Here is a 12,876-nt window from a genome sequence, read left to right as displayed (position 1 = left end):
CGCCTTCGACGACGAAGCGGAAGGCGTTCTGGGAGTGCCGGTGCTCCGGGGCGGTTTCGCGGCCGCCCAGGTACTGGATGGCGGCCCAGAGCGTGGGGGTGGCGTACGGGGTGCCGGCCAGGCCGGGGTTGGCCAGCGCGATGGCGCGGCGTTCCCCGCCGCGGCCCACGGGCACCAGGTCCCCGGCGCGGGCGGCCAGCGGGTACAGGTCATCCCACCGCCACACATGCGGAACCGCCTTGGGCGAGGGGACCATGGGCATCAGGTCCGCGATCTCCGTCCACAGCGGAATCAGGTTTTCCTTGTCAAAGTCCCGGTACAGCTGCTCCAGCTGGGCAGCCTCCTCCGGGGTGGGCCCGGGAACGTGGTGTTCCTGCGCCACGGACTCGTGCGTGGCGTTTTCGGTCATGGGAATTCCTTTGGTTTAGCTCGCAGGTGTGGTGTGGGTAGCAGGTGCAGCTTGCCCGGTGAAGAGCACCGGGACTTCGACGCTTGGTTCGAAGCCCAGACGCCAGGCGCGGACCCACAATTTGGTTCCTTCCGGCAGTCGGATTGGTCCTATATAGAGTTGCCAGCGCCGGCCATCCCTTTGTGGGGCTCCGGTTATTTCCTCCAGTGGGGCAAGGGGGGTTATCTGGTTGCCGGGATGGTCGAGCGTCCACCCGATGGATGCCCCTTCCGTTGCGCAGACAGCCTGAAGCCCGTCCGTGGTGAGCACCACTTCAGGGGCATCAGTTTGGCGCGGCCGGCCTTCTGGTTTCCACTGGTTCATCAGTTGGCGTTCGGGCAGCAGTCCCAGATCTCCGTATTGTTCCTGCCAGTGGGTGAGTGCTGAGCGCAGATGCTCCCGAGCGTGCGAGTGCGCGGGGTCTGCGGCCAGGTTGGTCGTTTCGTACGGATCAGCAATCACGTCGTAAAGTTCCTCGGATGGGCGGTTGGGCGCGACGACACTGCGCTGTAAATCCGTCAACAAGTCCGGGGTCAGCCCGTGCTCCAGTTCTTCGGCCTCTTGCGAGGCCAGGTTGCGGAATTCCTCCCAAGTCGCCAAGTGGTCCGTGTACTTCAGATGCTCCATTGCAGAGCGCTCTGGGTGGTAGTGCCGGATGTACCGGTAGCGGGGGTCCCGCACGGTACGGGAGGTGTCCTCCGCTTCATCCATGCGGTCCCTGCCAGCGAAAACAAACCTGTTCGGTTCCTCGACGAATGTTCCTTCGTGGTCGAACAGGGGGACGCCGTGCATGTGTGCAGGCACAGTCAGGCGACTTGCAGTAAGCATGGTAGGAGCAAGGTCCATGGTATGGACGAGCTCTGTGCGGACCGTGCCGGGAGGAATCGTGCCGGGCCAGCGGACAATCAGCGGTTCGCGGAGGCCAGCTTCGTTGGGCCAGCGTTTGGCCCGCGGCATACCGACGCCATGGTCGCTCCAGAACACCACGATGGTATTTTCGGCCAGTCCGTCCTCGTCCAGCTGCTCCAGGAGGTTGCCCACCCAGTGGTCCATCTCTGTGATGAGGTCCGCGTATCTCGCCCAGGCCCGGCGGAATACCAGGGTGTCCGGGTAGCACGGGGGGAGCGGGGCTTGCCCAGGGTCGTGACGGTCTTCTTTCTTGACGTTCCGGGTGGTGTCGGCGAATGCTTCCTCGTCCAGGTAGATCCTGGATTCATGGGTCGCCATCCCGTGGAAGGCAGCGAAGAACGGGGTCTCCGGGGTTGGCCGGTTTCGCCAGTGCGCGGTGCTGCTGCAGTCATCAAAGACCGTCGGTGGTGTGACGACCTGGAAGTCTGTGAAGGCGTTATTGGTGCAGTAGTACCCGGCCTGCCGGAAATATTCGGGCAAGAGGTGGACCTCGGGCGGCAGGACAGCTTTGGTGCGCATGTGCATCGTGCCGATGGCCGTTGGAAAGCAGCCGGTCATGATCGCCGAGCGCGCTGGGGCGCATACTGGGGCGGATGCGAAGGCGTTGTCATAACGTGCGCCCTCGGCGGCGAGCCGGTCGAGATTCGGCGTCACTGCATACTCGGCTCCAGGCCAGACGCCTTCGTAGCAGCCTAAATCCGGGTTGATGTCATGCGTCGAGATCCAAAGCACGTTTGGTGGCATCAATTGCAACTACCTGTTTCTCATTGTTGATCGTCCCGGCTGATCTTGGCCTGGCTGTTCGCTTTGGCTGCAATCAGGAGGACGTTCTAATCCACTTCGTCGTGTCGGGGTGCCGGCAAGAACGGCGTGCCGTCGATCACATACTAAACCCAGTTTAGCTTTCAATACAATATGCAGTTCAGTATTCAACCGCCGTGGGGAACGGCGGATGTTGCCGGATGGGCGACGCGTAAGGAGTGCTGTACATGGGGCCAATGAACCCGCTGCGGCGAGCTTCCGATTCCCCGTGCGGAGGGGTTGCACAGACCGTCAGAAGGAGGCAGGGCAAGAGGCCTTTTCCAAAAGGGATCCAGGATCCACGAGGCCGGGCAGGGGCTGTGGCTATGCCTCTTATATGCCCAGGAGGATCGAAGCGATGGTGGCGGCCCCCACGGTGATGATGGCAGCGGTAGCTGTGCGGAGGACGGCGGCCCTGGGTGCCTTTTGGTCGCGGAGGCTGGCGTTGCGTTTAAGGATGCAGGCTCCGAGGACGGCGGTGGCGCACGCCGCGACGGCTGCCGCGATGCCGAGGCCGACGGAGGAGCCTGCGATGTGACCGCCGTGGTAGGCGAGGGAGGTTGTCCAGGCTCGCCAGATAAGGGAGTCGGAGACGATCATCGCCAGGAAGGTGCGTCGCCAGGCGAGTGCGGTCCGTTCTGGCTGCAGCCCTGGGTCGCGTGGTGTCACCGGAGGAGGATGAGAACAGCGACGACGGTGCCGGCCAGTGCGACGACGGTCGTCATCGCCACGAGCAGCCAGGCGTGGGGGAGTTCCTGTTTTTGGCGCATGGCTTGTTCCTGCAGCGACCAGCGCCGGTAGGCTTCCCAGGCCAGGGTTGAGCCGATGACAGCGAGCACGAGGCACAGGAAGATCCGGACCGGGGGTGGGGCGATCTGCGGGGTGAGCTGGTCGACGGCGATGGCGCCGGCGAGGATGGCCATCGCAGTGCGGATCCAGGCGAGAAAGGTGCGCTCGTTGGCGAGTGAGAAGCGGTAATCGGGCATCTCACCCTGACGCCGCCATTGGGGTTCTTTAAGCTTCACCATTAGAGTGCCACCGTTCGGAATCCGCAGTTTCCACTGGAGGATTCAGGCGTGTTGGAGGTGCGGGCGGCGACGCGGTACCTGTTGCAGTACGACTCGTGGCACAGGTAGGAACCGCCCCGCATGACCCGCCCCGCGCCGATTGTTGGACCTTGGGGGTCTTGCCGGGGCGACGTTCGGTAGTACTTCGGAAGGAACCAGTCGTTGCACCACTCCCAGACGTTTCCCGCGACCTCGTAGAGCCCGTGGCCGTTGGCGGGGAAAGACTTCACGGGAGCGGTACCAAGGAAGCCGTCATCCTGCGTGTTCGCAGTCGGGAATGTTCCCTGCCATTTGTTGCAGCGATGCTCTCCACCGGGCGTGAGCTCGTCACCCCACGCGTAGCGCTTCCCCTCGAGCCCACCGCGAGCGGCGTATTCCCATTCCGCCTCAGTCGGCAGCCGCCGGGCGGCCCACTGGCAGTACGCCTGCGCGTCGTGCCAGGAGACATGGACGACCGGATGATCGGGGATGCTCTGCCAGGACGAGGACAGCCCCCCTGGGTGGGCCCAGTCCGCGCCTCGGACGTTGATCCACCACGGCGCCCCGGCCGCGCGTCCGAGAATGTCGGCCTCCGGCGCTGCGACGAGGAGGTGGAAGACTGCCGAGCTGCCGTACTGCTCCGCCTCCGTGCGGTAACCCGTGGCGCCCACGAACACCGCGAACATTCGGTTCGTCACCGCCGTCGCGTCGATCCTGAATGCGTCCAGCTCCACTTCGTGGACAGGGCCTTCCCCGTCGCTCGGGTAGCCTTCCCCGAATGCGTCGCCCATGAGGAATACACCTGCCGGGACTGCCACGTCCTGATGCGCAGGTGCTGCTGTCCAGACGGCGGTGGGGGAGGCCGATATTGGTGATCGCCTGTCTTCCTGTGCGGGCGGCTGGGCGTTTGTTCCGCTGCCTGGTGCGCAGCAACTGGGGCTGGCCCCCGGGGTGTGGCAGTCCATGGTCCTCCTGCAGTTAGGCGGGGTCCCCCGTCGGGTACTCCCTTGGAGCCTTCTCTACTATGCGGCCGCGAGTAACCATTCCACAAGTGCTATTGACGGATGATTCCACTTGTGTCATCCTCGATGAAGGCGAGGTGATCCACCTCACGACCCATCAGATCTTCGGAGGCATCAATGAAGATGGAGAGCATCCTCCTCGGAGTGCTCCTCGAGCACCCCAGCACCGGGTACGACCTCAAAAAGTACCTCGACACCCACGGCCGGTTTCTGCGCTCCAACACCCAGATGAGCCAGGTGTACCGTTCGCTGAACAGCATGGAAAAACAGGGCTGGGTCACGCATGAGCTCGATCCCCGTCCCGGCGCCCAGGATGCGAAGACCTACCGGGTGACGCAGGAAGGGGCCACCGTCTTCCTTGACTGGCTCACGGGGCCGTACCAGCCGCCGTCGCGCTTTCAGGATCCCGAACTGGGCGTACGTTTGACGTTCTCGGGGTTCATGAGTGCCGAACAGCTGCTCCGCATCCTTGATACGGAAATCGAAACCCGTCAGTCCGAGATCGCCCGGTACCGCAACCGCGACCGGAGGCAGATCTGGGCGCCAACTATCCCGTTTGACGCCGAACTTGCCGATTCCGTGGGGGAGCGCATGCACCTGATGGGTGCTGCGGCCATCGACGCGCACGTCGCCGCCATGATCGAGCTGCGCCGCGATCTGCTTGACGGAAAGCTGTCTTCCCGATCCCTGACAGCACTGCCTGGGGATGAACTCCCAGCAGAACCCCACTGACACCACGCGCGGGTCTTTCCACAGCACCCGGTTCCCTCAACCTAACCGCGGCTTGTTCGCCCGCCTCCTTCACACACGCCTGACTTTTTGTCTTTGAAAGGATTCCCCATGCGGGCCATCATCCTGATGTTCGACAGCCTCAACCGGCACATGCTTTCCCCCTACGCAGCCGACACCATCGTGCAGGCACCCAACTTCGCCCGGCTCGCGGCCAAGGCGACGACCTTCGACAACTTCTACGCCGGGTCCATGCCGTGCATGCCCGCTCGACGGGAAATGCACACGGGCCGGTACAACTTCCTGCACCGCTCCTGGGGACCGCTCGAGCCTTTTGACGACTCCATGCCCGAGCTTCTGAAGCAGGCCGGCGTCCACACCCACCTGGTGTCCGACCATCCGCACTACTGGGAGGACGGCGGCGCCACCTACCACCCCCGCTACAGCACGTGGGAATTCTTCCGCGGCCAGGAAGGCGATCCCTGGAAGGGCGTCGTTGAGCCGGCAATCGAGGGCGGGGACTGGCGGTCGCAGATGAAGCGGCAGGACCTGATCAACCGTTCCTACATGGCAATGGAAGAGGAACACTCACAGACCAGGACCGTTGACGCCGGGCTTCACTTTCTCGACGTGAACAAGGACGCGGATAAGTGGATGCTCCAGATTGAGCTGTTCGACCCCCATGAGCCGTTCTTCACCCACGAGGCCTACAAGGCGATGTACCCGCACCAGTACGACGGACCGGAGTTCGACTGGCCCGGCTACCAGAAGGTCAGCGAATCACAGGACCAGGTGGAGCACGCCCGCTACGAGTACGCGGCGCTGGTGTCCATGTGCGACAAGTCCCTCGGCCGGGTCCTCGACGCCATGGACAAGCACAACCTCTGGGAGGATACCCTCCTGCTCGTCAACACCGACCACGGTTTCCTGCTGGGTGAACACGGCTGGTGGGCCAAATCCGTCCAGCCCTGGTTCAACGAACTGGTGCACCTGCCGATGTTCCTTTGGGACCCCCGCACCGGCGGCCGCGACACCCGCAGGGCGGCCCTGGCGCAGACGATTGACATCGCACCCACCATGCTCCGCTACTTCGGCCTCGAACCCACCCCGGACATGCAGGGCCAGGACCTAGCCCTGGTTATGGAAGACGATTCCGCTGAAGTCCGCGACGCTGCGCTGTTCGGGATCCATGGTGGCCACGTCAACGTCACCGACGGCCGGTACGTCTACATGCGCGCTGCAGCCGACCCCGGCAACGCCCCGCTGGAGGACTACACCCTGATGCCCACCCACATGCGCAGCCGCTTCGCCGTCCCGGAACTGACCGATTGGCAACCCGCCAAACCGTTCGGTTTCACCAAGGGCTTGAGGACCATGTGCGTGCAGGCCCGGTCCTTCATGAACCCATGGACCCACGGAACGCTGCTGTTTGATCTCGAAAACGATCCCCAGCAGAAGAACCCGCTCACAGACGATGAGACCGAACTGCGCATGCTGCGGCTGCTCGTGGAACTCATGCACGCCAACGACGCTCCTGCAAGCCAGTTCGAACGCCTCGGACTGCCCGCCGTCGGCGAACCCGCAGGGGAGCACCTGCTGGTCCGGAAGCAGGCCGATCGCGCACGCCTGGCCCTGGAACCGCTGCCCGCGCTGGAATCCCTTCCCGGCGGCGGAGCGGCACTGACAGTCCCGGTCCTGGAACTCCTCCAGGATCCCAAGGGGCGTGAGGTGCTGCAAACGCACCTGCCGGACCTCGTCAGCACCGAGCTGGTCAACCTTCCGGCACAGCTCACCCTCCACCAGCTCGCAGCAGTCGCCGCTGTCCCGGCAGCCGTCCTCGGTCCCATTGCCGAAGCACTCACCGCCGTACCCACGGCCTGACACCACTCAAACCAGTCCATCACCTGGCAACGAAGACAGGATCCCTTCAATGAGCACCCACCACAGCCCCACAACCCCCGTCCAAAACACGAGCTCAGCCACCCCGGTGGAAGGCTCAGCCCAGGCCCGCCACGTCCCGCACCGGTGGCGCAACCTTGCCGTCCTGACCGGTGTCACCGTCGTCGACAACACCGAAGCAGGCCTGAGCACCACCCTGTTCCCGACCATCGCAGCGGCGCTTAAGCTGCAAAGCAGCCACCTCGGGCTGCTGGCAGCCCTGGGCAAACTCGTCGCTGTCCCCGCCGGTCCCGCCTGGGCCTGGCTGGCAGGAAGAATCGGACGCCGCAAAGCCCTGGTCGCCACAACCTTTGTCGGCGGCGCCTTCGGAATCGCCGCCGGCTTCTCCCAGGACTTCGTCCAGCTGCTGGTCTTCAACACCCTGATGTCCGCAGCCATCATCGGCGGCAGCCCGATCGCGAACGCCATCATCGCCGACTCCTTTGATGACAGCCAGCGCGGCAAGGCCGCAGGCTACTTCTACGGCTTCATCAGCCTCATCAGCTCATTCATCGGCCCCCTCATCGCGCTCTTCACCGGACTGACCGATGGCTGGCGGTACGGCATGTGGGCCATCGGCGCCATCTGCATCGCGGCCGGCCTGCTCGTCATGTTCTTCCTCAAGGACCCCGGAGTTGGCGCCTCCGAACAGCAACTCGCCGACCTGACAGGACGCGAAACGCTGGCCCCGAAAGTCACCCTCGGCACCGTGCTCTCCCTGTTCCGCATCCCCACCTTCTCCGTCATGATGCTCTCCCGGCTGCTGTCCGGCCACCTGCTGATCGTGATCTTCGGCATCCAGTTCCTCGTCGCCGAACGCCACTTCACCAACGCCGTTGCCGCCATCGTGCTCCTGCCCTTCGGGCTGGGCTACTTCGCCGGCACCGCAGGCGGCGGCTGGCTCATGGCACTACTCGACCGCGTCCTGCCGGACCGCGGCCGCGTCGCCTACCTGCAAGGTGCGCAGGTCCTCTTCGCCGTCGTCGCGTTCTTCGCCACCCAGTTCAACTACGACAACATCGGCATCTACGGCATCTTCTGGGCACTGATGGGCTTCGCCCAGGGCGCCAACCCGCCCGCGAACCGCCCCATCGTCGCCGCCGTCGTCCTGCCCGAACTCCGCAACCAGGCGTTCGCGATCTTCCTGACCGTCTTCGAAACCATCGGATGGGCTGTCTTCTCCCTTGGCGCCGGCGCACTCGCAGCGTCACTTGGCATCCAGGCCGTGTTCCTCTGGACCCTCGTCATCCTGATGCTCGTCAATGCAGTGGTCCTCACCGCCCTCTACGGCTGCTACCCGCGGGACGTCGCCAAGGTCCGTGACATCCTCGAAACCCGCCGCCAGGAAGCACTCCTGCACGGCTGACCGCCCCCGCACCCACCCTTTCCAACCCACGCATAGGAACCACCAGCCCATGGAAACCCTCAGCGCACAGAAGACCTCCAACAAAGCCACCGACGACCGCCTCCAAGCCCTCCTGCCCCAACTGACGCTTGAGGAAAAGGTCCAGCTGCTGACCGGCCGCGACTTCTGGACCACCTGGCCGATGGAAAAGATTGGGCTGCGCCGCATCCTGGTCTCCGACGGCCCCACCGGGGTCCGCGGCGAAGTCTGGGATGAACGCCAGCCCTCCATGAACTTCCCCTCCGCCACGGCCATCAGCTCCAGCTGGGACCCCGCCATCGCCGACCGTCTCGGCGCAGCATCCGCCGTCGAGGCCCGGCGCAAGGGCGTCGACGTCGTCCTCGGCCCCACCATTAACCTGCACCGGTCACCCCTGGGCGGCCGGCACTTCGAAGCCTTCAGCGAAGACCCCGTCCTCACCGCCGAACTGGCAGCAGCCTACGTGGCAGGTGTCCAGCGCAACGGTGTCGGGGCGACGCCGAAACACTACGTCGCCAACGATTCCGAGACCGACCGCTTCACCGTTGATGCCATCGTGGATGAGCGCCCTTTGCGGGAACTGTACCTGCTGGCGTTCGAAAAGGCCGTCGTTGAATCCCGCGCCTGGCTGGTCATGAGCGCTTACAACTCGATCAACGGCACCACCGCCACCGAGAACGACCTGCTCGAAACCCCTTTGAACAGTGAATGGGGTTTCGACGGCGTCGTGATCAGCGACTGGACCGCCGTGCGCAGCGTCGACTCCGCCAACGCATCCCAGGACCTCGTCATGCCCGGCCCCGACGGTCCATGGGGCGACGCCCTCGTCGCAGCGGTGCGCTCCGGAGAGGTAGCAGAAGCCAGCATCGACCGGAAGGTCCTTCGGATCCTGCAGCTCGCCGCCCGGATCGGCGCCCTTGAAGGCTTCGAACCCGTCAGCGCCGAACCCGTGGACCGGGAGGACCTGGTGGCCTTTACCCGGGAAGCTTCCGCTGCGGGGACGGTGATGGTGAAGAACGACGGCGTGCTGCCGCTGGACCCAGCCGCCGCGGGCACGATCGCGGTCACCGGACATAATGCCAAGTACGCGCGTACCCAAGGTGGCGGGTCAGCGACCGTGCTGCCGGAAAAGGTCGTCACCCCGCTCGATGGGATTCGCGCCGCTTTCGGTGCAGAGAACGTCACTTTCAGCACCGGCGCCATCGTCCAGGAAGGCGTGGCCGAACTGCCCCTGGCGCAGATGACCAACCCCGCCACCGGCACACCCGGTCTGCGGGTTGCGTTCCTCGACGCTGACGGCAAGGAGCTGTTCACGGAGGACCGCCGGTCCACGGCTCTTGTATGGTTCGGCGGAGACGCCCCCATCCGGGAATCCGCCGCTGTCCGGTTGCACACGATCTACACCCCAGAGGAATCAGGCTCAATTCGCCTGGGCGCGGCTACTGTTGGCAGGGCACGGATCCACGTCGATGGAGCTCTTGTCCACGAAGCCAACATCGAGGTGCACGGCAAGGACATCGCGGAATCCTTCCTCGCGCCGCCGTCATCAACCGTGGAAATCGCGGTCACCGCAGGGGTTGCTTTGGACGTCCTGGTGGAACTGGACACGTCGGGGCGGATGGGCCCGCTGGATAACGCCCTGAGCGTCACGATCGGCACCGAACCGACCGATATCGACCCCGAAGTGCTGATCATCGAAGCTGCGAAGGCCGCGCGGGAAGCGGACGTCGCCGTCGTCGTCGTGGGCACAAACTCCCGGGTCGAGTCCGAAGGCTACGACCGTGGCACCTTGAACCTTCCCGGTTACCAGGACCGGCTCGTTCACGCCGTCGCCGCGGCGAACCCCCGCACTGTCGTGGTCGTCAACGCCGGCTCGCCCGTCATCATGCCGTGGCGCCACGAGGTCGCCGGGATCTTGATCGGCTACTTCGGAGGCCAGGAATTCGGCAACGCCTTAGCCGACATCCTCGCCGGCGCCACGGAGCCCGGCGGCCGCCTGCCCACTACGTGGCCGGCAACGCAGGGCAGCGTCCCGGTCATCAACACGACCCCGGATTCGGACGGCAAGCTCCGCTATGACGAGGGCATCCATATCGGATACCGCGCCTGGCTCAAAACCGGCGCCACCCCCGCCTACGACTTTGGCTACGGCCTCGGCTACACCACCTGGTCCCTCGACAGTGTCGAAGGCCCTGCCGGCCTCGTTGCCGCCGGCGACAGCGTGCCTCTGGTGGTCTCTCTGACCAACACCGGCGAACGAGCCGGCAAGCAGGTCGTCCAGGTTTACGCGGAAAAGAAGGACTCAGCTGTGGAGCGGCCTGTCCGTTGGCTGGTTGGCTCGGCACCCGTGTGGGCAAAGCCAGGCGAAAGCGTCTCAATGACCCTGCAGATCCCCACCCGCCTCCTTGCTTACTGGAACAACGGGTGGAACTACGAACCCGGAAACTACCAGATCCGGGTTGGCTTCTCCGTCACGGACCTGCCGTCCGCGACGACCATCGCACTGAAGCCATGACAACGGCGGTAAGGCGGGAGACCTCTCCCGGCATGGTCGAGGTCAACGTAAACGACAGCTCCGAAGTCGACCCCGCTTTGAGCGAGGCTATAGAGGCGATCAAGGACGCAGCCACCCGTCACCAAACCGGGATCATGGTCACGAGGGTGGCGACGGGCCGGTACATTGTCCGGGCCCACCCAGCCGTTCCCTTCGGCCTGACCCGTCAACAACACGAATAGAAAAACTTCTTCACTCTTGGTGTCGGGGGCAACAGGATGTCGACACCAAGAGCGCAGGTCTACTGCATGAACTGGTGTCATGCTGACTCCCCGTCAGCTGCTCAGGCAGAGGTTGGACACGAGCAACGAGCGGCACGTAACGCGTCGAAGGAAGCTCAAAAGAGGGTGTGGGCAACTGTCCACACCCTCGGCTTTGGATTGGCTGTTACAGCGCCCGGATTGTCCCGGATTCCGCATGTTTCCGGGGAGTCCAGTGTTTGCAGGGGTTGGAATGCAGTTCGAGTCACACATCGGGCACGACGTTTTGCCTCGTCAGGGGCGATTTTGCTTTGACGTGTGGACAAAGCTTGCGCTGGGGCGCTTCTGACGCTGGGGGTGCGGGCGTTGGCCTGGCTGCCGCGGAGCCTATGCAGGTGTGTGGGGTGGCGGGGTCAGTGTCCTGGCTCGTGGGCGCCCCGCCCGCTGAGCTGGTCTTATGTGATTCCGCGTTCCGGTTGTGTGGGGTGGGCTCGGGGTGGCCTATACCTATTCATGTGCCGGTTGAGCGGGAACGACATGACTGTGGCGATGTCTGCGCACGGGAGCCAAGCAGATGTATCGGGGCGCCGACCTTTGGAGCCCGGCGCCAGTGTTCGTCCTGCCAAAGGCGGTGTGTACTGTGTCCACACTTAGTGCGTTTTTTGCGTGCCTCACGACTAGGCTCATCCTGGCAAGCAGGCAAGGGCAAAAGCTGTTGACCGCGCAACGGAACGCTACCGGCCGCCATCAGGCCCGTTCGTGCAAGAGATGCCTTCTTCGGCGCGCCATCCGAGCGCTACGCCTGTACTTCAGAATACGATCTGAAGTAGTGTAGGTGCATGAGCGCATTAGCCACTTCCCGAACGACGTTTCAGTCTTCTGAACTAAGCCGCGCCTCCGCTGAGGCCTTTGCCGCTGCAGTGGATCACCCGATTCAAATTACTCGGCGCGACGGCGAGTCTCTGGTGCTCATGTCAGAGAGCGCAGATCGGGCACGGGCGTCGCTGCTGGAACTGGCCGCGCAGCTAATCGCGGTCACAACGAGTACTGAGGGGACGCTTGCGGACCGCATGAGTGATCGATTTCCCTGGATGCTTGCCCTGAGCCAAAGCGATCGAGAAGCATGCGCCTCGGAGATCGTGGCGGCAGCGCGAGCTTCTTTCGCCACCAACCAGCCCCATCTGGCCATTGCGGAGCTCAATGCTTGGCGAGAGACTGCAACTGCCATCGCCGCCGGCCTCGGCAAGGAAGCCCTCGAATGGCTTGATGACGCCGAAACCGTCGAGCGTCCCTAAGGTATGGCGAAGAGCGAAAAGGTCGAGCGGCCGACCAAGAAGAGTGAATACGAGCTGCGTTTTGCATCGGTGCAGGCTAAGCGCGGTTGGACGGACCTCAAAGCCACGATCAGAAACTCACTGGTGGATTCGTGGGACTTTCTCACCCGAACTCCGCAGGTGACGACACCTACGAACTACAGGCTGCGTGGTGATCTGGGCAGCGTGTCGCGAGGCGGTGTTACCCACGACAGATGGCAGCACAAGCCCACCTTGAAAGGTGATGCGCGCATCTGGTTTTACGTCGTGGACCAGGTTGTCTTTTTAGAGCAAGTTCATACAAGTCATCCAAACGAAACAAAGCCATAGCAGAATACGGACAGTTCACGACCTTCAGCGTGGAGACGCAGCAAACGCGAATAACAAGGATTCCACCGCTTTGTAAGACTGGCAGTCCTCAATCTGCAGGGCCTTGTTGAATGCTCTGGTGCGGGGATCGGCGCAAAGGAACGTAGACGACGTCTGGACTTTTCGTCCCGGACTGTCCCGCGATTCCCTGAATTTCCCGGAT

10 protein-coding genes and 1 pseudogene are annotated in these 12,876 nt (G+C 63.8%); 6 read left to right on the top strand and 5 right to left on the bottom strand.

Annotation, left to right across the window (positions count from 1 at the left end):
• From ACYSM9_RS15790 to ACYSM9_RS15770, 5 genes and pseudogenes are all read right to left on the bottom strand, one after another.
• Nucleotides 1-409 (bottom strand): annotated as a pseudogene (locus ACYSM9_RS15790) (cupin domain-containing protein); the annotation flags it as partial.
• A 15-nt stretch (nucleotides 410-424) separates the two neighbouring features.
• The gene (locus tag ACYSM9_RS15785; RefSeq protein WP_461857904.1) at nucleotides 425-2,101 is read right to left on the bottom strand and encodes a sulfatase family protein; all 1,677 of its coding nucleotides are present in this window, start codon (nucleotides 2,099-2,101) and stop codon (nucleotides 425-427) included.
• Nucleotides 2,102-2,491: 390 nt separating this feature from the next.
• Nucleotides 2,492-2,827, bottom strand: a complete 336-nt coding sequence (locus tag ACYSM9_RS15780; protein WP_461857903.1) for a DUF202 domain-containing protein — start codon at nucleotides 2,825-2,827, stop codon at nucleotides 2,492-2,494.
• A complete protein-coding gene (locus ACYSM9_RS15775) occupies nucleotides 2,824-3,186 on the bottom strand; it encodes a YidH family protein (RefSeq protein ID WP_461857902.1) in 363 nt (120 codons plus the stop codon). The genes ACYSM9_RS15780 and ACYSM9_RS15775 overlap by 4 nt, the downstream gene beginning before the upstream one ends.
• The gene (locus ACYSM9_RS15770) at nucleotides 3,186-4,169 is read right to left on the bottom strand and encodes a formylglycine-generating enzyme family protein (RefSeq protein WP_461857901.1); all 984 of its coding nucleotides are present in this window, start codon (nucleotides 4,167-4,169) and stop codon (nucleotides 3,186-3,188) included. The genes ACYSM9_RS15775 and ACYSM9_RS15770 overlap by 1 nt, the downstream gene beginning before the upstream one ends.
• Nucleotides 4,170-4,343: 174 nt before the next feature.
• Here ACYSM9_RS15770 and ACYSM9_RS15765 point away from each other — a divergent pair, with 174 nt between their 5' ends.
• The 6 genes from ACYSM9_RS15765 (at nucleotide 4,344) to ACYSM9_RS15740 (ending at nucleotide 12,674) form a co-directional block, all read left to right on the top strand.
• Nucleotides 4,344-4,958 carry a PadR family transcriptional regulator gene (locus tag ACYSM9_RS15765; RefSeq protein ID WP_461857900.1) on the top strand — a complete coding sequence of 205 codons (615 nt, stop codon included), beginning with the start codon at nucleotides 4,344-4,346 and terminating at the stop codon, nucleotides 4,956-4,958.
• A gap of 108 nt (nucleotides 4,959-5,066) precedes the next feature.
• On the top strand, nucleotides 5,067-6,836 hold the full coding sequence (locus ACYSM9_RS15760; protein WP_461857899.1) for a sulfatase: 1,770 nt from the start codon (nucleotides 5,067-5,069) through the stop codon (nucleotides 6,834-6,836).
• A 49-nt stretch (nucleotides 6,837-6,885) separates the two neighbouring features.
• Nucleotides 6,886-8,259 carry an MFS transporter gene (locus tag ACYSM9_RS15755; RefSeq protein WP_461857898.1) on the top strand — a complete coding sequence of 458 codons (1,374 nt, stop codon included), beginning with the start codon at nucleotides 6,886-6,888 and terminating at the stop codon, nucleotides 8,257-8,259.
• Between the two features lie 49 nt (nucleotides 8,260-8,308).
• Nucleotides 8,309-10,792: a beta-glucosidase family protein gene (locus ACYSM9_RS15750; protein ID WP_461857897.1), complete on the top strand. Its 2,484-nt coding sequence runs from the start codon at nucleotides 8,309-8,311 to the stop codon at nucleotides 10,790-10,792.
• Nucleotides 10,793-11,870: 1,078 nt separating this feature from the next.
• The gene (locus tag ACYSM9_RS15745) at nucleotides 11,871-12,326 is read left to right on the top strand and encodes a prevent-host-death protein (RefSeq protein WP_461857896.1); all 456 of its coding nucleotides are present in this window, start codon (nucleotides 11,871-11,873) and stop codon (nucleotides 12,324-12,326) included.
• Nucleotides 12,327-12,329: 3 nt separating this feature from the next.
• On the top strand, nucleotides 12,330-12,674 hold the full coding sequence (locus ACYSM9_RS15740) for a hypothetical protein (RefSeq protein ID WP_461857895.1): 345 nt from the start codon (nucleotides 12,330-12,332) through the stop codon (nucleotides 12,672-12,674).
• Nucleotides 12,675-12,876: the final 202 nt, after the last annotated feature.

Source organism: Arthrobacter sp. C152 (genome assembly GCF_054890965.1).
Note: the sequence above shows the minus strand (reverse complement) of the source record. Positions and strands in the feature narration are given on the sequence as shown.

Bases quoted from the DNA above. Each gene is read 5' to 3' on its own strand.
- ACYSM9_RS15750 (WP_461857897.1), top strand. From the start codon at position 8,309: ATGGAAACCCTCAGCGCACAGAAGACCTCCAACAAAGCCACCGACGAC.
- ACYSM9_RS15760 (WP_461857899.1), top strand. From the start codon at position 5,067: ATGCGGGCCATCATCCTGATGTTCGACAGCCTCAACCGGCACATGCTT.
- ACYSM9_RS15785 (WP_461857904.1), bottom strand. From the start codon at position 2,101: ATGCCACCAAACGTGCTTTGGATCTCGACGCATGACATCAACCCGGAT.
- ACYSM9_RS15740 (WP_461857895.1), top strand. From the start codon at position 12,330: ATGGCGAAGAGCGAAAAGGTCGAGCGGCCGACCAAGAAGAGTGAATAC.
- ACYSM9_RS15770 (WP_461857901.1), bottom strand. From the start codon at position 4,169: ATGGACTGCCACACCCCGGGGGCCAGCCCCAGTTGCTGCGCACCAGGC.
- ACYSM9_RS15775 (WP_461857902.1), bottom strand. From the start codon at position 3,186: ATGGTGAAGCTTAAAGAACCCCAATGGCGGCGTCAGGGTGAGATGCCC.
- ACYSM9_RS15745 (WP_461857896.1), top strand. From the start codon at position 11,871: ATGAGCGCATTAGCCACTTCCCGAACGACGTTTCAGTCTTCTGAACTA.
- ACYSM9_RS15765 (WP_461857900.1), top strand. From the start codon at position 4,344: ATGAAGATGGAGAGCATCCTCCTCGGAGTGCTCCTCGAGCACCCCAGC.
- ACYSM9_RS15755 (WP_461857898.1), top strand. From the start codon at position 6,886: ATGAGCACCCACCACAGCCCCACAACCCCCGTCCAAAACACGAGCTCA.